A 23,043-nucleotide genomic window follows, 5' to 3' on the forward strand; every position below is an offset into this window, starting at 1 on the left:
CGGCGGCCCGCCACGGCCCCACGGCCGCCCCAACCGGCCCTCGCCCGGTGCGGAGGCCCGGGCGATCAACCGGTGCGGTCGGTCACTCCGCGTCGTCGCCGACCGGCTCGCCGGTTTCGGCCTCGTCGTCCGGGCGCTGCCGGCGGGCCTTGCGGGCGGCCAGCCGCTCGGCGGCCGACGGCCGCTCCGACTGCTCCGCCATCCGCTGGTCACCACCGCGTATCCCGGGGACGAACTCGGCGTACAGCGTCGGCTGCCAGTCGAACTCGCGTTCGCCGATGCGGACCAGGTCGCCCGCCTGCGCACCGGCCTTGCCAAGCTTCTCCTCGACGCCGAGCCGGGCCAGCCGGTCAGCCAGGTAGCCGACCGCCTCCTCGTTGTCGAAGTTCGTCTGCCGGACCCACCGTTCCGGGCGGGTACCCCGCACCACCCAGGCGCCGCCGGGCGCAGTCTCCACGGTGAAGCCCGCGTCGTCTACCGCCTTGGGACGGATCACGATCCGGGCGGGCTCCGCCGGCGGTGCCGCCGCACGCGCCGCCGCCACCAGCTCGCCCATCGCGTACATCAGTTCCTTGAGTCCGGCCCGGGTGGCCGCCGAGACCTCAAAGACGCGGAAGCCGCGAGCCTCCAGGTCCGGCCGGACGATCTCGGCCAGGTCCCGCCCATCCGGCACGTCGACCTTGTTGAGGGCGACCAGGCGCGGCCGATCAACCAGCCCACCGTACGCGGCCAGCTCCGCCTCGAGGGCGTCGATGTCGGCCACCGGGTCGCGCTCCGTCTCCAGGGCCGCGGTGTCGACGATATGCACGAGCACAGCGCAGCGCTCGATGTGCCGAAGGAACTCCAGACCGAGCCCCTTGCCGGTGGCCGCGCCCGGAATCAGGCCGGGTACGTCGGCGACGGTGAAGGTGTGGTTGTCCGCCCGGACCACGCCGAGGTTCGGCACCAAGGTGGTGAACGGGTAGTCAGCGATCTTCGGCTTCGCGGCGGAGATCACCGAGATCAGCGATGACTTACCCGCGGACGGATAACCAACCAGACCGACGTCGGCGACGCTCTTCAGCTCCAGTACCACGTCCATCTGGTCGCCGGGCTCACCCAGCTCGGCGAAGCCCGGCGCCTTGCGGCGGGCGTTGGCCAGCGAGGCGTTACCCCGGCCACCGCGGCCACCCCGGGCCACCTCGAAGGTCGTCCCGGCACCTACCAGGTCGGCGAGCACCGTACCGTCGGCGGTCTGCACGACAGTGCCGTTGGGAACCTTGAGGACCAGGTCGGCACCGTTCGCGCCGTCCCGGTTCGATCCGGCCCCGCCCCGGCCGTTGGCGGCCTTGACGTGCGGACGGAAGTGGAAGTCGAGCAGCGTGTGCACCTGTGGGTCAACCACCAGCGAGACGCTGCCGCCATGCCCGCCGTTGCCCCCGTCCGGACCGCCGAACGGCTTGAACTTCTCCCGGTGGACCGAGACACAGCCGTGCCCGCCGTCGCCGGCCTGCAGGTGTAGGACGACCCGGTCAACGAACGTCGTCACGCCACCAATCCTTCCAGCGGGAGTCGTACTGAACACAAGAAAGCCGAAGCGGGCCGGGACACCAGGTCCGCGGCCCGCTTCGCCGGAGAGCCTATTACTGCGGAACGATGCTGACGGTCTTGCGACCGCGCTTGGTACCGAACTGGACCGAACCGGCGGACAGCGCGAAGAGCGTGTCATCGCCGCCCCGGCCGACCAGGTCACCCGGGTGGAACTTGGTGCCACGCTGGCGGATGATGATCTCGCCGGCGCTGACGAGCTGACCACCGAAGCGCTTCACGCCGAGCCGCTGGGCCGCAGACTCACGACCGTTACGCGAGCTGGACGCACCCTTTTTGTGAGCCATGAGAGGACGACCTACTTCCCGCTGGAGATGCCGGTCACCTTCACCTGGGTCAACGGCTGGCGGTGACCCTGGCGCTTGTGGTAGCCGGTCTTGTTCTTGAACTTGTGGATCCGGATCTTCGGGCCCTTGGTGTGCGCGGCGATCTCACCGGACACCTCGACCTTGGCAAGCTTCGCCGTGTCGGTCACCAGGTCGTCACCGTCGACGAGGAGCACCGCGGCAAGCTGCACCGCGTCACCGGGGGCACCGGCGAGCTTCTCGACCTCGATCACGTCGCCCTCGGCGACCTTGTACTGCTTGCCGCCGGTCTTGACGATCGCGTACATCGGAGGCGGACTCCCTGTCGTTGAGGCTGCTGGCGGTCGTTCCCACGGCGGCTCGCCGGATGACACAAGGCACGGCGGCGCGGGCACGCGGGAGGTCGGCACACCAAAGTGCGCCGCCGGCAAGCGTACGCCATGGCCCGGAGCTCCCCCAAACCGGCCGGCCGAAACGCCCAACCCTACCCGGCATAAGGGTGCGCCGACCGGACCCGCAGGGCGGTTCCGGTCGGCGCGACACAGCTGTCAGGGGCGGGTACGGCGCACTGTCAGGGGCGGGTACGGCGCCGCGCACCGCCCCGGCGGGAGCGCCGCCGGCCGCCGGCCTCGGGCTCCTCGCCGTCCTCGCCACCCACCGCGTCCGGGTCGTCGGGCGCCGCGAGCCGCGCCATGTCGCCGCTCTGGCTCGCCACCACGCTCGGGACCACCGGTGTTTCCACCTCATACCGAGACAGGTCATAGCCCATCGTGTCGTAATAGTCAGAACCGGGCGTCGTGGACGCGACCTCCGGGGTGGTGGCACCAGCGCCCCGCGCCTCCTCGCTCTCGGCGACGGTCTGCTCGGCGGCGGCGGTCCCCTTCCGCGCCCGCCGGCGGGACGACCCGCCCGCCTCGGCCGGCGCCACCGCCTTGACCTTCTCTCCGCTGCCGCCGGCCCGCGGCTTCTCCGGCACCGGCTCGGTGTGCAGGATCAACCCACGACCCTTGCAGCACTCACAGGTCTCGCTGAACGCCTCCAGCAGGCCGGCCCCGATCCGCTTCCGGGTCATCTGCACCAGCCCAAGCGAGGTGATCTCCGTCACCTGGTGCTTGGTGCGGTCCCGCCCGAGGCACTCGGTCAGCCGACGCAGCACCAACTCCCGGTTCGACTCCAGGACCATGTCGATGAAGTCGATGACCACGATGCCGCCGATGTCACGCAGCCGCAGCTGACGGACGATCTCCTCGGCGGCTTCCAGGTTGTTCCGGGTAACCGTCTCCTCCAGGTTCCCGCCGGCACCGGTGTACTTACCGGTGTTCACGTCAACCACGGTCATCGCCTCGGTACGGTCGATCACCAGGTGCCCCCCGGAGGGGAGGAAGACCTTGCGGTCCAGACCCTTCAGGATCTGCTCGTCGATCCGGTACTCGGTGAAGACGTCCGTGGTGCCCACGTGCCGGCGCAGCCGGGCGACCAGGTCCGGCGAGACGTGCGACAGGTACGACTCGACCAGGTCGTACGCGCCCTCACCCTCAATCACCAGCTCCCGGAAGTCCTCGTTGAAGAGGTCCCGGACAACCCGGATCACCAGATCTGGCTCCTCGTAAAGCAGCACCGGTGCACCGCCTCGGCCCGCCTTCGCCTGGATGTCCTCCCACTGCGCCTGCAGCCGCTTGACATCCCGCGCCAACTCGTCCTCGGTGGCGCCCTCAGCGGCGGTACGGACGATCACGCCCGCTCCCTCCGGAACCAGCTTCTTCAGCGCGTCCCGCAGGCGCTTGCGTTCGTTGTCCGGCAGCTTGCGGCTGATCCCGGAGGCGTTGCCGCCCGGCACATAGACGAGGTGCCGGCCGGAGAGCGCCACGTGGCTGGTCAGCCGAGCGCCCTTGTGTCCGATCGGGTCCTTGGTGACCTGCACCAGTACGGAGTCACCGGACTTGAGGGCCTGCTCGATCGAGCGGGCTCGCCCTTCCAGCCCGGTGGCGTCCCAGTTGACCTCACCCGCGTAGAGCACGGCGTTGCGGCCGCGCCCGATGTCGACGAACGCCGCCTCCATGCTGGGCAGGACGTTCTGCACCTTGCCCAGATAGACGTTACCGGCCATGGTGACCGCCGAGTTGCGGGTGACGTAGTGCTCGACCAGTACCCCGTCCTCCAGTACGGCGATCTGTGTCCGGTCGCCCCGCTGCCGGACCGCCATCACCCGATCCACCGCTTCCCGGCGGGCCAGGAACTCCGCCTCGCTGAGGATCGGCGGCCGGGTGCGGCGCTGCTCACGGCCATCCCGGCGGCGCTGGCGCTTGGCCTCCAGTCGGGTCGAGCCGGAGACGCCCTGCACCTCGTCAACGGTGCGACGCGGCTCACGGATCTTGACGACCGTCGGCACCCCGTCCTCTGCGGCGGTCTCCACGTCTCCGGCACCACGCCGGCGCCGACGACGGCGGCGCCGGGTCAGTCCGTCGCCTCCTCCGGCCTCGGCCTCGGCCTCGGCCTCGTCGTCCTCCTCGGCCTCCGGCTCCACCGCCTCAGCCTGGACAGTGGCCTCCTCAGCCTCCTGCTCCTCGACCTCGTCGGCGCCCCCCTTGCCCCGGCCACGACCGCGACGGCCCCGCCGACGGCGCCGCCGGCCACCGATGGTGTCGTCTTCGTCCTCGCCCTCGAGGGTCTCCCCGGCCTCCTCGAGCTCCTCGGTCTCCCGGGCCTCCTCGGTCTCCCGGGCCTCCCCGGCCTCCCGGGCCTCCCCGGCCTCGGCCTCCGCGGTCAACTCGCCGTTGCGGCGGCCCCGCCGGCGACGACGCGAGGGCTCGACCGGCTCCTCCGCGGCCGGCTCGGCTGACGCCGGTTCCTCGGCGGCCCGCGCCGGCACCGACTCCTCGGGCAGCGGCGCCATGAACAGCACCGTTGGGGCGGAGAGCCGGGCACGTCGGCCACGGGTCGGGCGCTCCGGCTCGACCGGCTCGGCCACCGCCACCCCGGGCGGCACCTCCCCCACCGCGGCACCGCCGGGTGGAGTCGACTCGGTCTGCTCCTGTTCAGTCGTGGCAACCGGTTCGGTCGTAGCCGGCTCGACCGGAGCAACCGACTCGACCGGAGCGTCAGTCGGCTCGACCGGAGCGTCAGTCGGCTCGGCCGGAGCAATCGGGTCAACCGGAGCAGCCGAGTCAGCCGGGGTGGAGGTGGGCTCGACCGGAGCGGGGGCGGCCTTCTTGCGGCGGGTCCGCGTCGCCTTCACCGGCGCAACGATGTCCGCCGCCGCCTCCTCCTGCTCGCCGGAGGCCGGCACCGGCTCCGCCGGAGCCTTGGCCGTCGTAGCCTTCCGCCGACGACGCGTCGCCTTCGTCGGCGGCTCGCCGTCGCCCGCGATCGGGGCAAGTACCTCGGCCTGGGGCGCCTCGCCCGCCCCCGGCACGGCGGCGCTACCCGCCTCGACCGGCGCCTCGGTCTGTTCCGGTCGGCTGACCGGGGTCACCCGCTTCCGGCTGGCCCGCTTCCGGACCCGAACCGCCGGCTCGGCCGCGCCGGTGGCCGCCGCCTCGCTCGTTGCTGGGTCGGCCGGCCCCGGGGCACCCCCGGCGGGTTCCCGGATGGCCTTGTCGCCCCCCTCCGACGTGCTGTTCGCGGCGGAGGCACTATCGCTGACACGGTGTTCGGCGGTCTCGCCATCCGGGTGGAAGCCGGTGCGTTCGCCGCCCTCGGGCTCGTTCTCGAGCATGGACGTTCTCCAGTTCTGGCTACCCCGGGCGCGGGTGAGCGCTGCCACGCAGGGTCGCCGCAAAAGGTGTTTCCGCCAGTCGCGATCGGCGCGACCGGCGAAGTCTGCCTAGCCAGGCACCGACCGTCGGTCAGCGCCCACCGATAACTGCCCCGTCGCGGCCCGCGTCCAACGGATCCGCGATCGCACCCTGCGCGGTCAGCGTGCCCTGAGCCAGCCGGGTCACGCGCGGCGACACCGGCGGCTCCAGGTCGGCCACCACGCGGAGGCCGGAAAGGACGTCATCGGGTCGAACGGCGGGAGTGACCTGCCGCACGACCAGCTCGAGTATCGCACACGGTACTGCCACGGCCTCGGAAGGTGCCTCATCCGACATGATCACATTGATATCAATAACGGCTGCGCGAGCGTCGAAGGTCCGCCGGCCCTGCTTGGTCATCCGCTCGACGAAGACCTCGTCCGCGGCGGTGAAGGCGGTCACCGCCGCACCCACCACCTCCGGGTCCGCCCCCGGCAACTCGATCCGCCAGTGCGCCGCCTCAATCCCGTCGGCGAGGCTGCCGCTGGTCGCCACCACCGCATCCAGCACGTCAAGTCCGGGCGAGAGGGCCGCGTCCAGCGCAGCCCGCAACGCTGCGGGATCGACTGACTCACGCAACCCAATCTCCAGGTACTCGGCCTCGCTCGCCACCCCGGTGGGCGCGGCGCTGGCATAGGAGATCTTCGGGTGCGGGGTGAAGCCCTGGGAGTACGCCATCGGCACGCCGGCCCGACGCAGCGCCCGCTCGAAGGCGCGCGCGAAGTCTCGGTGCGAGGTGAACCGCAGTGGCCCCCGCTTGGCGTACCGGAGGCGGATCCGCTGGACGACCGGCGCCTGCCCGCCCTCCGGCTGTCGTTTCCTACTGATCGTTGCGCTCCTCGGTTTCAGGCCGACGACGGTCGCCGGTCCCCGGGACCTACTACTGCTGGGCGCCGCTGGGGACCCGCAGTCCGTTGATCGGGGTCAACGGGAGTAGCTTCCTACCCGTCGGGCCGATCTGGATCTCGGTGTCCATGGCCGGGCAGACACCGCAGTCGAAGCACGGCGTCCACCGGCAGTCATCCTGCTCGTACTCGCCCAGAGCGTCCTGCCAGTCCTGCCAGAGCCAGTCCTTGTCCAGGCCCGAGTCCAGGTGGTCCCAGGGTAGGACCTCCAACTCGTCGCGCTCCCGGGTGGTGTACCAGTCAAGGTCGACGCCGAGGTCGGGCAGCACCTCCGCGGCGGCCTCCACCCAACGCTGGTAGGAGAAGTGCTCGCTCCAACCGTCGAACCGGCCGCCGTTCTCCCAGACCCGCCGGATCACCGCGCTGACCCGGCGGTCACCGCGGGAGAGCAGGCCCTCGATCAGCGACGGCTCGCCGTCGTGATAGCGGAAGCCGATCGCCCGGCCCAGCGAGCGATCCGCGTTGACGGCCTGCTTGAGCAGCCGCAGCCGATTGTCGATGACGTCCGGCCGAGCCATCGCGGCCCACTGGAACGGGGTGTGGGGCTTCGGCACGAACCCGCCGATGGAAACCGTGCAGCGGATGTCCCGGCTGCCGGTCGCCGCCCGGCCGGCCCGGATCACCTCGTGCGCCATCGCCGCGATCTCGAGGACGTCCTCGTCGGTCTCGGTCGGCAAGCCGCACATGAAGTAGAGCTTCACCTGCCGCCAGCCGTTGGTGTAGGCGGTGACCACGGTCCGGATGAGGTCTTCCTTCGACACCATCTTGTTGATCACCTTGCGAATCCGCTCCGACCCGCCCTCCGGGGCGAAGGTCAGTCCGGTCCGCCGGCCGTTGCGGGCCAACTCCTGCGCCAGATCGATGTTGAACGCGTCCACCCGGGTGGACGGCAGCGAGAGCGACACGTTGGTGCCCTCGTACTGCTGGGCCAGGCCGGAGCACATGTCGCCGATCTCCGAATGGTCGGCCGAGGAGAGCGAAAGCAAGCCCACCTCGTGGAAGCCGGAGAACTCCAGCCCCTCCCGCACCATCTGCCCCACCGTGGTGATCGAACGCTCCCGCACCGGACGGGTGATCATGCCGGCCTGGCAGAACCGGCAGCCCCGGGTGCAGCCCCGGAAGATCTCCACCGCATACCGCTCGTGGACCGTCTCCGCCAGTGGCACGAGCGGCTTCTTCGGATACGGCCACGCGTCCAGGTCCATCGTCGTGCGCTTGTGCACCCGAAACGGCACGTCCGGGCGGTTCGGCACGACCCGCTGAATTCGGCCGTCGGGCAGGTAGTCCACGTCGTAGAAGCGCGGCACGTAGACGCTCTCGGTACGGGCGAGCCGCAGCAGCAACTCGTCCCGGCCGCCGGGAGAGCCCTCGGCCTTCCACTCCCGAACGATCGTGGTGATCTCCAGAACCGCCTCCTCGCCATCACCAAGCACCGCGGCGTCAACGAAGGCGGCGATCGGCTCCGGGTTGAACGCAGCGTGCCCACCGGCGACAACCACCGGATCGGCGTCGCCACGGTCGGCGGCCAGTAGCGGGATTCCCGCCAGGTCGATCGCGGTGAGCAGGTTCGTGTAGCCCAGCTCGGTGGCGAAGGAGACGCCGAAGACATCGAAGTCCCGCACCGGACGGTGTGCGTCAATGGTGAACTGCGGCACCTGGTGGGCGCGCATCAGCCGTTCCAGGTCGGGCCAGACGGCGTACGTCCGCTCGGCGAGCACGTCGGGCTGCTCGTTGAGCACCTCGTACAGGATCTGCACGCCCTGGTTGGGCAGGCCGACCTCGTACGCGTCGGGGTACATCAGGGCCCAGCGCACGGCCGCCGTGTCCCAATCCTTGACCACCGCCCCCAGCTCACCGCCGACGTACTGGATGGGCTTGGCGACCTGGGGCAGCAACGGCTCAAGCCGGGGCCACACGGAGTTGGCCACGGCGCTGCGCGGCGTGGTGGACGGGGCACTCATGATGCCCAAGGGTACGCGCCCGACGACGAGCCGAACGGCGGTGGCTCACGGACGCGAGTATGCCGGTACTAGCCTCGGGTCGGCGAGAGGAGATTGACACGATGCCGGAGCCGACCAACGGCGAACCGGGCGGCCCGACCGGTACTCAGCGGTTCCGGGCAGACGAGACCGCCCCACCACCGGCTCCCACCAGGAGCGGGCCCGCTGCCGTGCCCCTGCCGCGCCGGCAACCCCGGGACGAGTCGGTCCCACCCGCAGCGACGGCGGGGCGCCCGGAGGCGCCGGAGGACCGGACCCCGGTCGACCCGTGGGCCGGCACCGACACCACCGGGTGGGACCTGCTCTCCATCGAGCTGCCACCCCTGCCGCCGACCCCACCGGACCAGTCGGCCCCGTCCACCCCGGCCCCGTTTCCGTCGTCGGCCCCACGGCAGCCGCAGCCGCCCTCCGCCGGCCCGACCGAGCCGGCGTCACCGCCAACCGGACACCCGGCCGTCCCACCGGCCGCACCGGCCCCCACCGGCGTTCCCGCCCCACCCCCCAACAGCTGTCCGGTCCCGTCGCCCGACGACTCCGCCCGCCCACCAGCACCCGCTCGGCCGACGTCGAAGGCAACCGTCGCGGCACCGCGACGCAACCGCCGGAAGTGGCCCTGGGTGCTGCTGTTCGTCATCGCGTGCTGTTGCGGCGGCCCGGCCTACTGGGCGGCACCGGTACTCAGCCACTTCCCAGCGCACGCCGCCCTCCCGACCGAGTTCAGAGACCTGCGGCTACGCGACGACCACAACAGCAGGCAGACCGCGGCGGAGTTGGCGCGGCGGGTCGACGAGGCGCACTGGACGGCCACCGACACCTTCGCCGGCATATACCAGACCCGTGCGGGCAAACAGGTGACCGTCTTCGGTGGCACCGGAATCTGGCTCGCGCCGGAGTCGGCGGCAGAAGACGAGATGGAGCGGCTCACCGGCCAGTTCGCCCTCGGCGCATCGCAGGTCGTCGGGACTGGGGTCCGCGGCCGGCACGGGCGATGTGCTCTTGGTCATGATGACGGCACCGACGTGGTGGTCTGTACCTCCGTCGACCACAGCAGCATCGCCACCGCCGTCTTCACCCGACTCTCGGTGGCGGACAGCGCCACCCTGCTCGGCGCCCTGCGGAAGCAGATCGTCGCCCAGTCGGACTGACCCGACTCCGGCGTCCGTTCCCCACGACTCGGCTGCCCGGCGGGGCCTACCAGCCGGGCACGTCCGCTACCGAGCGTCAGTTCAGCGCGCGCCTAGCTCCCCGTCCGCCGGCGGACGTCCACGTGCCGGCGCGTACCGCGGGACATACTCCTGACCGGTGAGCTTCTGGATCTCGCCCATCACCTCATCGGTCATGGCCCGCAGCGAGGTACGGTCGTCCGACCGCCCGGTGAAGTCCAACGGTTTGCCGAACCGAACGGTGATCCGCCCGGTGAAGGGGCGAGGTATCCGCGCACCGATCGGCTGCACCTTGTCGGTGCCGATCATGCCGACCGGAATGATCGGCACACCCGCCGCCACCGCCAGCCGGACCGCGCCGGTGCGTCCACGGTAGAGCCGCCCGTCCGGGGAGCGCGTCCCCTCCGGGTAGACGACAACGAGGTCGCCGGCGCGGAGCGCGGGGATCGCCGCATCGAACGCCGACAGCGCCGCGCGCCCGCCGCCGCGCTCCACCGGGATGGCGCCGAGACCGGTGAGCACGAACTTGGAGAACCGCCCTTTCAGACTGGTGCCCCTGAAGTACTCGGACTTGGCCCAGAAGGCCAGGTGCCGGGGGACGGTCGTGCCGAGGAAGAGCTCGTCGGCGACCGAGAGGTGATTGCCGGCGAAGATTGCGCCGCCGGTCTCCGGCACGTACTCCAGCCCTTCCACGGTCGGACGGAAGCCCAACCGAAGCGCGGGCGCCAAGGTGAGCTTGCCGATGGTGTAGAGCAGCGGCACTGGTCCTCCGGCAGTTCGAGTACGGGTACAGGGGCGGTGTCACGGTAGCGGACCCCCACCAGGCACCCTGCGCGAGGTACAGCGGGTCCGCTGACCGAGTGACTGAATTTAAGATCCACCTCAGGGGGTCGGGTGAGGAAGGACACGCCCGCACCGTCGCCGGCGTCGGCCGGGCCCTTCCGTGCCTCTTCTAAACCCGACGGACGGTCACCGCAACCTGCTCACCGTCGCCCACCTCACCGGCGAACCCCACCAGTCCCGGGGTGAGCTCCACCGCATCGGCCAGCACCTCCCGGGCCACCATCTCGCGGTACGCGGAGACCGCCGCCCACACCTGCTCGGAAGCGGCGAGCGCGACCACGATCCGGTCCGAGACATCCAGGTCGGCGTCCCGACGGGCCTGCTGCACCACCCGGATCACATCCCGGGCCCGCCCCTCCGCGGCCAGCTCCGGAGTGACCTCGGTGTCCAGGACAACCACGCCCTCACCGCCGGGCAGCGGCGCCGACTGCTCAGCGTCGGCGGCGACCAGCCGCAGCTCGTACTCGCCCTCGGCGAGAGTGACTCCGGCGGCGACCGGCGCACCGTTGACCAGCTCCCACTCGCCGGCCTTGACCGCCCTGATCACCTGCTGGACAGCCTTGCCGACCCGCGGGCCAAGCACCCGGGGCACCACCGTCAACACCTGCTCGCAGTAGCTGCCCAGCTCGTCGGTGAACTCGACCCGCTTCACGTTGACCTCGTCGGCGACCAGGTCGGCGAAGGGCCGCAGCGCGGCGGCGGCCGGCGTGGCGACGGTCAACACCGACAGCGGCAGCCGCACCCGCAGTCCCCGCGCCTTACGCAGCGACAACGCCGCCGAGGCGACCCCCCGCACGGCGTCCATCGCGGCGACCAGCTCATGGTCGGCGGGGAACTCCTCCGCCGCCGGCCAGTCGGTCAGGTGCACCGAACGCTCACCGGTCAGCCCCCGCCAGATCTCCTCGGCCGTCAGCGGCGCCAGCGGCGCGACCACCCGGCAGAGCGTCTCCAACACCGTCCACAAGGTGCCGAAGGCGTCCTCGTCACCGGACCAGAACCGGTCCCGCGAACGGCGTACGTACCAGTTGGTCAACGCATCCAGGTAGGACCGCACGGTGGCGCAGGCACCGGAGATGTCGTACCCGTCCAGCTGTGCCTGCACCGTCGACACCAGCTCGTTCGACTTCGCCAGCACGTACCGGTCGAGCAGGTGCGCCGAGGTGGTGCTCCGCCGCGCCTGACGCCCGTCGGCGTTGGCGTAGAGCGAGAAGAAGTACCAGACGTTCCAGAGCGGCAGCAACACCTGCCGGACCGCATCCCGGATGCCGGCCTCGTGCACCGCCATGTCACCACCACGCAGCACCGGGGAGGACATCAGCATCCAGCGCATCGCGTCCGAGCCGTATGTGTCAAAGATGTGATAAACATCCGGGTAGTTGCGCAGGCTCTTGGACATCTTGCGCCCATCCGACCCGAGCAGGATGCCGTGGCTCAGACAGTTACGGAAGGCGGGCCGGTCGAACAGCGCCGTGGCGAGCACGTGCATCGTGTAGAACCAGCCGCGGGTCTGCCCGATGTACTCGACGATGAAGTCACCCGGGTAGTGGGACTCGAACCAGTCGGCGTTCTCGAACGGGTAGTGCACCTGCGCGAACGGCATCGCACCAGACTCGAACCAGCAGTCCAGCACCTCCGGGACCCGGCGCATCATGGACTTCCCGGTCGGGTCGTCCGGGTTGGGGCGGACCAGCTCGTCCACCGCCGGCCGGTGCAGGTCGGTCAGGCGCACGCCGAAGTCCCGCTCCAGTTCGGCGAGGGAGCCGTAGACATCCACCCGCGGATAGGCCGGGTTGTCGGATCTCCACACCGGGATCGGCGAGCCCCAGAACCGGTTCCGGCTGATCGACCAGTCCCGGGCGTTGGCCAGCCACTTGCCGAACGAGCCATCCTTGATGTGCCCCGGAGTCCAGTTGATCTGCTGGTTGAGCTCGACCATCCGATCCTTGAACCGGGTCACCGCGACGAACCAGGACGACACCGCCTTGTAGACCAGCGGGGTGTCGCAGCGCCAACAATGTGGGTACGCGTGGGTGTAGGTGTCCTGCCGGAGCACCACGCCCCGGTCCTTCAGCTCCCGGATCACCGGCTTGTTGACATCGAAGACCTGCTCCCCCTGGTACGGCGGGACCAGCGCGGTGAACCGGGTACGCTCGTCCACCGTGACGACGGTCGGGATGCCGGCGGCATGACAGGTGTTCTGGTCGTCCTCGCCGAACGCCGGCGCCAGGTGCACGATCCCGGTGCCGTCCTCGGTGGTCACGAAGTCCGCGCCGAGCACCTGGTACGCGTGCTCACCCGCCGGCTCGACCAGGAAGTCGTACAGCGGGGTGTACCGGCGTCCGACCAGGTCCCGGCCATACACGGTGCCGACCTGCTGGTACCCCTCCAGCTCCTTGGCGTACGCGGCAACGCGGGCGGCGCCCAGGACGTAGCGCTGCCCGTCCCGCTCCAACACCGCGTACTCGATGTCCGGGCCGACGGCGAGCGCCAGGTTGGACGGCAACGTCCACGGCGTGGTGGTCCAGACCCCCAGCGCGACGGCGCCACGCAGCAACTCCGGCGCGTTGGAGTCCGGGGTGAGCGTCAACCACACGCTGAGCGTCGGGTCGTGCCGGTCCCGGTAGACGTCATCCATCCGGGTCTCGGTGTTCGACAGCGGCGTCTCACACCGCCAGCAGTACGCGAGCACCCGGAAACCCTCGTAGACCAGGCCCTTGTCGTGCAGGCTCTTGAAGGCCCACAGGACGCTCTCCATGTAGTCCAGGTCCAGCGTCTTGTAGTCACTGGAGAAGTCCACCCAACGGGCCTGACGGGTGACGTAGCGCTCCCAGTCCTGGGTGAACTCCAGCACCGAGCTCCGGCAGGCCTCGTTGAACCGGTCCACTCCCAGGTCGAGGATCTCCGCCTTGCTGGTGATGCCGAGCTGCTTCTCGGCAACCACCTCGGCGGGCAGTCCGTGGCAGTCCCAGCCGAACCGACGCTCCACCCGCCGGCCACGCATGGTCTGGTAGCGCGGCACCACGTCCTTGACGTAGCCGGTGAAGAGGTGGCCGTAGTGCGGCAGGCCGTTGGCGAACGGCGGACCGTCGTAGAAGACGTACTCGTTGTCGGCGGGGGCTCCGTCGGCGACGACGCCGTCCACCGATCGTCGGGAGGCCGGCCGGGCCTCCACGGAGGCCTCGAAGGTCTTGTCGGCCGTCCAGTGCTCCAGGACCCGACGCTCGATCGCGGGCAGGTCCGGGCTCGCGGGGACTCCGGTCGCGGTCGGGTCATGCAACGGATAGGCCATCGGGGGGTCGCGCTCCTTCGCAGCTCACTCTTCGTGGGTCTGCGAGGACGAACCCGCTCCGGACGCCGTCGGCGTGCCGGGGCCGGGCCCGCGGTACCACCCCGCTTGGCGGCCAGGATCGACCACCCGCTCGTTGGCCGGCTGTGACGGGCCGGGCCCGTCCGGTTCTACTCGGGCGCGGAGGCCCTTTCTTCCGGAGGCTCACCGGTGATAGCCGGGTCGTCGCCGTGTGGTCGCCAACCCTACCCGACCCCCGGCAGAGATCGCCGCCCACTTCCCCACCGCCGAACCGGCCGATCATGAAGCTCCGACCAGCTCCATGATCGGCCGGCGTGGTCACCGCGGTGCGGGAAGCGTGATGCTCCAGAGCGAGTTGCCGGCGCGGTCCCGCAGGTGGACCGTGCAGGCGCCGCTGTCGGCGTCGATACGCACCTCGCCGAAGTGCTGGAAGCCCACCGCGGGGCTGGTGTTCGCGCTGGGCGGCGCACTGACGAAAACCGCCTGCGGGCCGAACGTGCCATCCAGCTGGTTGGGGCCGAAGGCGCCGGCGTGCGCCGGGCCGGAGACGAACTCCCAGAACGGCGTGAAGTCGCCGATCGCCGCCCGGGCGGGGTCATAGTGGTGGGCGGCGGTGTAGTGGACGTCGGCGGTGAGCAAGAAGATGCCGGTCACCCCGGCGCGATGGGCCGCCCGGAGCACCTCGGCGAACTCCAACTCCCGGCCCGCCGGCGCCCCCGGGTCGCCCTGCGCCACGCCCTCCTGGGCCGAGCCGTCCGGCACCACCAGCCCGAGCGGCAGATCGGCCGCGATCACCTTCCACGTCGCCCGGGAACGGCTCAGCTCGCGGATCAGCCACTCCCGCTGCTCCCGGCCGAGTAGCCCCCGGTCCGGGTCCGGGTAGGTGTTCCCGTCGTTCGGGTCCTTGTGCGTCCGCATGTCCAGCACGAAGACGTCCAACAACGGCCCGTACGCCAGCCGCCGGTGGCGAGGGCCCCGGATCGGGGTGGGCAGCCACTCGTCGAACGCCTGCCGGGCGCGGGCGGCGAGCACGTCAACCCGCTTCTCCGTGTAGCGGTCATCGGCCAGCACCTCGCCCGGGTACCAGTTGTTCGTCACCTCGTGGTCGTCCCACTGGTTGACCTGGGGCACCTCGGCCACGAGCGCCCGCAGGTGCTCGTCGAGCAGGTTGTACGCGTACTGCCCCCGGAACTCCGCCAGGGTCTCGGCGACCTTGCTCTTCTCCGGGGTGACGAGGTTACGCCAGACCCGCCCGTCCGGCAGCGACACCGTCTCGGTCAACGGGTTGTCGGCATACACCGTGTCACCGCTACAGAGGAAGAAGTCGGGTTCGGTGGCGCGCATGGCGGCGAAGATGGACATGCCACCGAAGTCGGGGGCGATGCCCCAGCCCTGCCCAGCGATATCTGCGGTCCAGACAAACCGGATGTCGCGCCGCGGGCGTGGACCGGGGGCGGTCCGCAGGGAGCCGGTCAGCGGCTCACTGCACAACCCTGGCCGGTCCAGGCTCTCTGCCCGGACCCGGTAGTGCCAGCGCTCACCGGCAGGCAGCCCGCGCAGTCGCACCTTGCCGGTGAAGTCCCCGGCCGGCTCCAGGATCGGCCCGCGCAGCCGCCGGGCGTCCCGCAGGTCCGGCCGGCGACTGACCTCCACCAGCATCCGGCTGGGTCGATCAGCCCGGGTCCACACCACCGCTGACTCGGCGGAGACGCCCCCGCTCTGCACCCCGTGCGTGAGAACGGGACGACCGGCTGGGCGCCAACCCGCAGCCATGGGCCCGGCGATGCCGCCGACACCCCCCAGGAGCGCTCCGCCAGCGGCTCCCGCACCCACGGCAAGGCCGGTCCGCAGAAGCGTACGTCGATCGAACTCGGTCATGGTTCCTCCCGGATCGGGGACTCACCCCGCCGGTCTATCGAACCGACATGACCTTTCCCCGCGGCCCGGGTGACCAACCCGGGAACAACCGATGACCGACCGCTACACGGGCCCGGCAGCACCTCGCACCGCGGGCGGTAACGCCTGGGCCGCAGTCCTCAGGCCAGCTCCGGGAACCAGAGCCCCATCTCACGCTTCGCGCTGTCGACGGAGTCGGAGGCGTGCACCAGGTTCTCCCGGTTCGACAGCGACAGGTCGCCCCGGATGGTGCCGGCCGCGGCCCGCCGACCGTCGGTGGCGCCGATCATGCCCCGTACCACCTCGATGACCTGGTCGCCCGAGAGCACGAGCGCCACCAGCGGGCCGCTGGTCATGAAGGCTTTCAGCGGCGGGTAGAAGGGCTTGTTGACGTGCTCGGCGTAGTGCTGATCGGCGAAGTCCTCGTCCAGCGTCCGCTGCACCATCGCGTCCAGCTGCAGGCCCTTACCCTCGAATCGGGAGATGATCTCGCCGACCAGCCCACGGCGAACCGCGTCGGGCTTGATCAATACGAGCGTACGCTCCTCCGGACTGCTGCTGGACACGCTGTTCCTCCTGTACACCGAAGGCGACTGGGCTGGGTACGGTCAGCGTATCGGCCCGGTCTCGGCGCCGGCGCGGCGGTCGGTCCTTCCCCTGGCGGCCGAGCCGGCCTAGCCTGACCCCTACCCCCCAGGAGGTCCACAGTGGCGAATGGCGGTAGCCGCCCGATCGCGCCGGTCCGCAAACTGGTCGGCGCGGCGCTGGGCACGGTCGCTACGTTCGTGGTCGTGTTCGGCCTGGGCATGCCGAGTTGGTCGATCGTGGCGCTCGGCGGCGCCATCCTGGTCCTCGCCCTCGCCCTCGCCACGGTTCGGGCCGGCGGGCGCACCTGGGTCATCGGTGAGGGGACAGTGCACGCCGTCTCCGAGCCACCAACCCAGTACGCGTTCGGCCGGTGCGAAGTACAGCTCTTCATCGACGCACCCGGGCTACCACCACGATCCAAGAAGATCATCGAACCTCGGGTGCCCGTCGCCAAGTGGCCGGCGCCGGGCCAGACCCTACCGATCCGGGTGGCGCTCGACGACCAGCGGCACGTTCGCGTTCTCTGGGACGAGGTGCTCACCCACACCGAAGCCGCCCGGGTCAGCGGGGCGGACCTGCCCCCGCACCACGCAGACCCGGACCTACCGGTAGAGGAGCTACTGATCCAGCAGGAGGCACCGCCGTGGGTCGGCCGTGCCGCCGACGACGAGTTCCGGGACCCGTACGGCGACCCGGTCCCGCCGCCGGCCGAGCCCAGCACGGTCGTCGTACACCAGGTCCCCGGCGGCCCAACGGTGCTCGACGGGGAACTGGTCAACCCGCCCGCCCCGGGCGACCTACCGCGCCGCGCCGCGCCGAGCCCCCGGCCCCCCGCCGAAGAACGATTCGACCCGGCGGCCGAGGCAGCACCGTTCCAGGCGGCAGCGTTCGAGGCCACCTCCGCCTCCACGCCAGCTCGACCGACCGCCGAAGAGGCCGGAGGAGCCGCCGACGGGTTCCGGGTACCCGCCCCGGCGGACCCGGTCGACCTGCCCTTGGACGACCCGCTGCCGCCATATGCCGAGGAACCGGTGATCCCGGACCTGGACGAGGCGATCTTCGGGGAGCCGGCCGGCGACCCGCCGATCGCCGGGGTGGGGTTCACCTTGCTCGTCACCGACCTGGCCCGGTCGCTCACCTTCTATCGGGAACTTGGCTTCACCGAAGTTGACCGGGGCTCCGGTAACGCGGTGCTCGCCTCCGGGGCGACCCGCCTGGTGCTTCGGGAGGCCACCGAGGCCGTCCCGATCAGCCGTCGGCTCGTGCATGTCAACCTTGAGGTTGACGACATCGAAGACGCGTACGCGCGGCTGCGCGAATCCGGCGTCCGCTTCACCTATCCGCCCCGGGTTGTCAACCGCGGGTCGAAGCTGGAGGTGTGGGCGGCCGCCTTCCGCGACCCGGACGGGCACGGCATCGCCCTCACCCAGTGGCGGGAACGCGCCGAAGCCTGAGTGGGTCGGTCAGCCGAGGATCACCCGCCGCACGTGCAGGGCGTACGCCCACACCAACGCGAAGATGACCCCGAGCACCAGCAGCGACCAGTGCAACGCGCCGGCGAGCAGCAACGCGCCCTGCAGAACGATCCCCGCCGACCAGGCCCAGGCACGACGGATCACTCCGGCCAGCAGCACCGCCACCACCGCCAACGCCACCACAGCGGCGATCGCGGCAGCACTCAGCCCGCCACCGACCACCCGCATCGGCTGGATGGCCAGCACCAGAACCAGGGCCTCCAGGCTCAGGAGCCCGGCACCGAGACCGGCCACCGCCCGCTGCGGATTACGCAACCCGGAGCGGCGTGGCGGCGACCCCGAGCCGGACGGACGCCCTGCGGCGGTCATCGCTTCAGCAGCCGGCGGGCATCGGCCACGGTCACCACCGAACCGGTGACGAGTACGCCGATCCCGGCCAGCTCACCGGGGACATCCTGCTCGGCCAGCGCCACCGCCGCCTCAATGGCGTCCGGCATCTGCTCCGCCACCACCACTCGGTCTGGGCCGAAGACATCGGCGGCAAGCGTCGCCAACTCCCGGGTCGGCATCGCCCGCGGCGAACTGTTGCGGGTGACCACCAACTGGTCAACCACCGGTTCCAGCAGTTCGAGCAGACCGAACGCGTCCTTGTCACCGAGGACGCCGAGGACGGCGACCAGTTTGCTGAACGCGAACTCCTCCTGCAGCGCGGTGACCGTGGCCGCCATCCCCTGCGGGTTGTGCGCGCCGTCGAGCAGTACGGTCGGCGCGGTACGGACCCGCTCCAACCGCCCCGGCGAGCTCACCGCGGCGAACCCCTCCCGGACCGTCTCGACGTCCAGTTGGCGGCGTGTACCCGCGCCGAGGAAGGCCTCCACGGCCGCGAGCGCCACGGCGGCGTTCTGCGCCTGGTGGGCACCGTGCAACGGGACGAAGAGCTCCTCGTACTGCCCGCCGAGCCCCTGCAGGGTGAGTACCTGGCCACCGACCGCGACGGCCCGACGCAGCACGCCAAACTCGGCGCCCTCCCGGGCGATCGTCGCGCCGACCTCGGCGCAGCGCTCGAGCACCGGACGCGCCGCCTCCTCCTCCTGCCCGGCCGAGATCACCGTCGCGCCCTTGTGAATGATGCCCGCCTTGTGCAGCGCGATGTCGGCGATCGTGTCGCCGAGCCACTCGGTGTGGTCGAGCCCGATCGGGGTCAACACCGTCACGCCGGCCTGAAGGACGTTGGTCGAGTCCTCCGCGCCACCGAGGCCCACCTCGACGACGGCGACATCGACCGGTGCGTCGGCGAAGGTGGCGAACGCCAGCGCCGTGGTCAGGTCAAAGTAGGTCAGGGGCTCCGCGGACCGCTGGTCAACGAGGTGGGCCAGCGGCGCCACCTCGCGGTAGGTGTTGACGAACCGCTGTTCGTCAACCGGCTCACCGTCCAGGCTGATCCGCTCGCGAACGGTCTCCAGGTGCGGGCTGGTGTACCGCCCGGTACGCAGCCCGAACGCCCGCAGCAGCGAGTCGATCATCCGGGCTGTCGAGGTCTTTCCGTTGGTGCCGGTGAGGTGGATCGACGGGTACGCCCGCTGTGGGCTCCCGAGCAGGTCCAGCAACATCTCGATGCGGTCCAGCTCGAAGACCATCCGGGTGAACCCGCGAGTGGCGAGCTCCGCCTCAACGGCAGCGAAGTCAGTCTGCTCGGTCACGAGGAGAGGGCCTCCAAAGCTGTATCGATCCGCACCAGGTCGGCTTCGGCGGCGGCGAGCCGGTCGCGGATCTTCTGCACCACCGGCTCGGGCGCCTTCCCCACGAACGCCGGGTTGTCGAGCTTCGTCCGGGCCTGTCCGGCCTCCTTCGCCGCCGCCGCCCGGTCCTTGGTCAACCGCGCCCGCTCGGCCGCCACGTCGATCGACCCACGGGTGTCCAACGCGACGCCCACCTCACCGGGCAGGGTAAGAGTGGCACTGGCCTGGAAGTCCGAGCCCGCCGCGTCGAGGCGCACCAGCGACCGGATCAGCGGTTCGTGCCCAGCGATGCCGGCTCCGGCCAACCCGTCGAGCCGGGCCACGACCCGCTGGGTCGGACGCAGCCCCTGGTCGGAGCGAAACCGCCGGATCTCGGTGACCACCCGCTGGAGCGTGGCGATCTCCGTCTCCGCGGCAGGGTCAACCAACGCCCGGTCGGCGGCCGGCCACGCTGCCGTCATGACCGTCTCACCGCCGGTCAAGGCGATCCACAACTCGTCGGTAATGAACGGGATCACCGGGTGCAGTAGCCGCAGCAGGTGGTCCAGCACGTGCCCGAGGACGCGCCGGGTGGCGTCCGCAGCCGGACCGCCGGCAGCCAGGAGCGGTTTGGTCAACTCCACGTACCAGTCGCAGACCTCATCCCACGCGAAGTGGTAGAGCAGGTCACAGACCTTTGCGAACTCGTACGCCTCGAACTGCTCGGCCGCCTCCGCGCTGACGCGCGCGAGCCGGGACAGGATCCACCGGTCAACTGTTGACAGCTCCGTCGCCGGCGGTAGCGCCCCCTGGGTGTGCGCGCCGTTCATCAGGGCGAACCGGGTCGCGTTCCAGAGCTTGTTGCAGAAGTTGCGGGAGCCCTGGCACCACTCTTCGCTGACGGCGACGTCCCCACCGGGGTTCGCACCACGGGCCAGGGTGAAGCGGGTGGCGTCGGCGCCGAACCGATCAATCCAGTCCAGCGGATCCACCACGTTGCCGAACGACTTCGACATCTTCTTGCCGTGCTCGTCGCGGACCATCCCGTGCAGCGCGACCACGTCGAAGGGCTGCCGGCCGTCCATCGCGTACAGGCCGAACATCATCATCCGGGCGACCCAGAAGAAGAGGATGTCGTAGCCGGTGACCAGGACGCTCGTCGGGTAGAACTTGGCCAGCTCCGGGGTCTGCTCCGGCCAGCCGAGGGTGGAGAAGGGCCACAGGCCGCTGGAGAACCAGGTGTCCAGGACATCCTCGTCCTGGCGCCAACCGTCGCCGGCCGGCGGCGTCTCGTCCGGGCCGACGCAGACGACCTCACCGGCCGGGCCATACCAGACCGGGATGCGGTGCCCCCACCACAGCTGGCGGGAGATGCACCAGTCGTGCATGTTGTCGACCCAGGCGAAATACCGCTTGGCCAGCTCCGCCGGCTCAATCTTCACCCGTCCGTCCCGCACCGCGTCACCAGCCGCCTTGGCCAACGGCGAGGTGTTGATGAACCACTGCAACGACAGGCGGGGCTCCACCGTCGTGCGGCAGCGCGAGCAGTGACCGACCGCATGCGTGTACGGGCGCTTCTCGGCCACGATCCGGCCCTGCTCACGAAGGGCGGCGACAATGGCGGGGCGCGCCTCGTACCGGTCCAGGCCCGCGAACGGCCCGGGCGCCGTGATGACCCCCCGCTCGTCCATGATCGTCTGGGACGGCAGGTCGTGCCGCTGGCCGATCTCAAAGTCGTTCGGGTCGTGGGCCGGGGTCACCTTCACCATGCCGGTGCCGAAGGTCGGGTCAACGTGCTCGTCCCCGACGATCGGAATGCGCCGACCGGTCAGCGGCAGCTCGACCTCGGTACCGATCAGGTGCTGGTAGCGCTCGTCCTCGGGGTGCACCGCGATGGCGGTGTCACCGAGCATCGTCTCCGCTCGGGTGGTCGCCACCACGACCTCGTCGCTGTATCGGATCGACACCAGCTCACCGTCGTCGTCCGTGTGCTCCACCTCGATGTCCGACAGCGCGGTGAGGCAGCGCGGGCACCAGTTGATGATCCGCTCGGCCCGGTAGATCAACCCGTCGTCGTACAGCGCCTTGAACATGGTGTGGACGGCCCGCGACAGGCCCGCGTCCATGGTGAAGCGCTCCCGCTCCCAGTCGACGGAGTCGCCGAGGCGGCGCATCTGCCCAAGGATCGCACCCCCGGACTCGGCCTTCCACTGCCAGACCCGCTCCACGAACGCCTCGCGACCGAGGTCATGCCGGGACAGGCCCTGCTCGCCCAGCTGCCGCTCCACGACGTTCTGGGTGGCGATACCGGCGTGGTCCATGCCGGGCAGCCAGAGCGTCTCGTAGCCCTCCATGCGCTTACGCCGGACCAGAGCGTCCTGCATCGTGTGGTCCAGCGCGTGCCCCATGTGCAGCGAGCCGGTGACGTTCGGCGGCGGAATGACGATGGTGTACGGGGGCTTGTCGCTCTCCGCCGACGCGCGGAAGTGTCCGCCGGCTACCCACTGCTCGTACCGTCGCTGCTCCACCTCGCCCGGCAGGTACTGGCCGGCAAGGGTCGGGGCGTCGGGGCGTTGGGCATCCAGTCTCTCGGTCACCCCTGGAAGTCTACGGAGAGCTTCCGCGGACCTTACGTGCGCCACCAGGGCATCGCGTACGGTGTCGGTTATGTCCAACGGGCACCTCAGTGAGCGCACCGTTGACGGGGCCCCGGAGCCCGTCAACCTGACCGAAGAGCCGATCCGACTCGGTGGCGAGGATCCGGCGCTGAGGCCCACACAAGCGGGCGTCCACGCTCGTCGCCGCCGGGTGGCGTGGCTGCTCGCAAGTGCCGTTGGCCTCGCTGGCGCCGGGGCGTTAGGCGCCGTGGCCTGGCCCATCTTCCAGCAGCAGGACGCCACGGTAGTCAGCCCCGCGCAGTTGGCCGGGTTGACCCGGGACGACAGCGAGCCGGCCCGCAGCACCGCCGACTATCTCCGGAACGGGTTCGCGGCCAACATCGAGTTGGACCAGAGCTTCGGAACCGTCTACCGGGATCCGACCGGCGAACGCCGACCGGTGCTCGTCTTCGGCGGCACCACGCTGCTCTGGCAACCCGAACGCGACCTGGACAGCCTCTTCGGGCTGATGGCCGACGAGACTGGTCAGGTGAGTGGGCTGCGGAGCCTCTCCCCGGGCCCTCTTGGTGGCGTCCTGAAGTGTGGCACTACCAGCGGGGTGGGTGGGGAGTTCGCCGTGTGTGGCTGGGCAGACCATGGGAGCGTGGTGATGGGCCTGTTTCCGGATCATCCGGCGGTGGAAGCCGGTGACCTGTTCCGGAAGATGCGCAACGAGATGCAGACTCGCTGATCGGAGGCGGCGCGCCAAACCCGGGTACCGAGGTCGTTGGGCTGCGGCGGCTTCTGAGATTGGCCGACTGTGGTGGCTGTGTTGTGGGGAATGTTTTGTCGGCTGGAAATGCGT

Annotated in this window: 16 protein-coding genes; 3 read left to right on the forward strand and 13 right to left on the reverse strand. The window is 70.6% G+C overall.

Annotated elements, in window-relative coordinates:
- Nucleotides 1-82: 82 nt before the first annotated feature.
- From obgE to AC1UKG_RS13525, 6 genes are all read right to left on the reverse strand, one after another.
- Nucleotides 83-1,528, reverse strand: coding sequence for a GTPase ObgE (obgE, locus tag AC1UKG_RS13500; RefSeq protein WP_018815480.1), 1,446 nt, complete (start codon nt 1,526-1,528; stop codon nt 83-85).
- A gap of 94 nt (nt 1,529-1,622) precedes the next feature.
- On the reverse strand, nt 1,623-1,874 hold the full coding sequence (gene rpmA, locus AC1UKG_RS13505; RefSeq protein ID WP_026271766.1) for a 50S ribosomal protein L27: 252 nt from the start codon (nt 1,872-1,874) through the stop codon (nt 1,623-1,625).
- Nucleotides 1,875-1,885: 11 nt separating this feature from the next.
- Complete coding sequence (gene rplU, locus AC1UKG_RS13510; RefSeq protein WP_018746087.1) at nt 1,886-2,200, reverse strand: 50S ribosomal protein L21; 315 nt, start codon at nt 2,198-2,200, stop codon at nt 1,886-1,888.
- 263 nt (nt 2,201-2,463) lie between these two features.
- Entirely contained in the window at nt 2,464-5,607 is a 3,144-nt protein-coding gene (locus AC1UKG_RS13515; protein ID WP_482642490.1) for an Rne/Rng family ribonuclease, read from the reverse strand.
- Between the two features lie 130 nt (nt 5,608-5,737).
- A complete protein-coding gene (locus tag AC1UKG_RS13520; protein ID WP_080644751.1) occupies nt 5,738-6,463 on the reverse strand; it encodes a TIGR03936 family radical SAM-associated protein in 726 nt (241 codons plus the stop codon).
- 103 nt (nt 6,464-6,566) lie between these two features.
- Nucleotides 6,567-8,552 carry a TIGR03960 family B12-binding radical SAM protein gene (locus AC1UKG_RS13525; protein WP_018746084.1) on the reverse strand — a complete coding sequence of 662 codons (1,986 nt, stop codon included), beginning with the start codon at nt 8,550-8,552 and terminating at the stop codon, nt 6,567-6,569.
- A gap of 101 nt (nt 8,553-8,653) precedes the next feature.
- Here AC1UKG_RS13525 and AC1UKG_RS13530 point away from each other — a divergent pair, with 101 nt between their 5' ends.
- Nucleotides 8,654-9,736 (forward strand): hypothetical protein, encoded by a 1,083-nt coding sequence (locus tag AC1UKG_RS13530; protein WP_482642489.1) that lies wholly within the window; start codon nt 8,654-8,656, stop codon nt 9,734-9,736.
- 81 nt (nt 9,737-9,817) lie between these two features.
- On the opposite strand, the gene AC1UKG_RS13535 is transcribed toward AC1UKG_RS13530, so the two are convergent.
- From AC1UKG_RS13535 to ndk, 4 genes are all read right to left on the reverse strand, one after another.
- Nucleotides 9,818-10,516 (reverse strand): lysophospholipid acyltransferase family protein, encoded by a 699-nt coding sequence (locus AC1UKG_RS13535; protein ID WP_018746083.1) that lies wholly within the window; start codon nt 10,514-10,516, stop codon nt 9,818-9,820.
- Between the two features lie 190 nt (nt 10,517-10,706).
- Nucleotides 10,707-13,886 carry an isoleucine--tRNA ligase gene (gene ileS, locus AC1UKG_RS13540; protein WP_029124073.1) on the reverse strand — a complete coding sequence of 1,060 codons (3,180 nt, stop codon included), beginning with the start codon at nt 13,884-13,886 and terminating at the stop codon, nt 10,707-10,709.
- Between the two features lie 336 nt (nt 13,887-14,222).
- Complete coding sequence (locus AC1UKG_RS13545; protein WP_018815485.1) at nt 14,223-15,782, reverse strand: alkaline phosphatase D family protein; 1,560 nt, start codon at nt 15,780-15,782, stop codon at nt 14,223-14,225.
- Between the two features lie 158 nt (nt 15,783-15,940).
- Nucleotides 15,941-16,366 carry a nucleoside-diphosphate kinase gene (gene ndk, locus AC1UKG_RS13550; RefSeq protein WP_026271769.1) on the reverse strand — a complete coding sequence of 142 codons (426 nt, stop codon included), beginning with the start codon at nt 16,364-16,366 and terminating at the stop codon, nt 15,941-15,943.
- 141 nt (nt 16,367-16,507) lie between these two features.
- Between ndk and AC1UKG_RS13555 the strand changes: the two genes are divergently transcribed.
- Nucleotides 16,508-17,842, forward strand: coding sequence for a VOC family protein (locus AC1UKG_RS13555; protein WP_018746079.1), 1,335 nt, complete (start codon nt 16,508-16,510; stop codon nt 17,840-17,842).
- Nucleotides 17,843-17,851: 9 nt separating this feature from the next.
- Here AC1UKG_RS13555 and AC1UKG_RS13560 read toward each other — a convergent pair whose 3' ends face one another.
- Genes AC1UKG_RS13560 through AC1UKG_RS13570 form a run of 3 tightly spaced genes read right to left on the reverse strand, consistent with a single transcriptional unit; the run spans nt 17,852 to nt 22,178 of the window.
- Nucleotides 17,852-18,232: a DUF4233 domain-containing protein gene (locus AC1UKG_RS13560; protein WP_029124076.1), complete on the reverse strand. Its 381-nt coding sequence runs from the start codon at nt 18,230-18,232 to the stop codon at nt 17,852-17,854.
- Nucleotides 18,229-19,563 (reverse strand): bifunctional folylpolyglutamate synthase/dihydrofolate synthase, encoded by a 1,335-nt coding sequence (locus tag AC1UKG_RS13565; RefSeq protein WP_018746077.1) that lies wholly within the window; start codon nt 19,561-19,563, stop codon nt 18,229-18,231. Before AC1UKG_RS13565 ends, AC1UKG_RS13560 begins: the two co-directional genes overlap by 4 nt.
- Nucleotides 19,560-22,178 (reverse strand): valine--tRNA ligase, encoded by a 2,619-nt coding sequence (locus AC1UKG_RS13570; RefSeq protein ID WP_029124078.1) that lies wholly within the window; start codon nt 22,176-22,178, stop codon nt 19,560-19,562. The genes AC1UKG_RS13565 and AC1UKG_RS13570 overlap by 4 nt, the downstream gene beginning before the upstream one ends.
- 70 nt (nt 22,179-22,248) lie before the next feature.
- On the opposite strand from AC1UKG_RS13570, the gene AC1UKG_RS13575 reads away from it, so the two are divergent.
- Nucleotides 22,249-22,929 carry a hypothetical protein gene (locus tag AC1UKG_RS13575; RefSeq protein WP_482642488.1) on the forward strand — a complete coding sequence of 227 codons (681 nt, stop codon included), beginning with the start codon at nt 22,249-22,251 and terminating at the stop codon, nt 22,927-22,929.
- Nucleotides 22,930-23,043: the final 114 nt, after the last annotated feature.

The organism is Salinispora sp. CH2A1_6 (assembly GCF_056820975.1).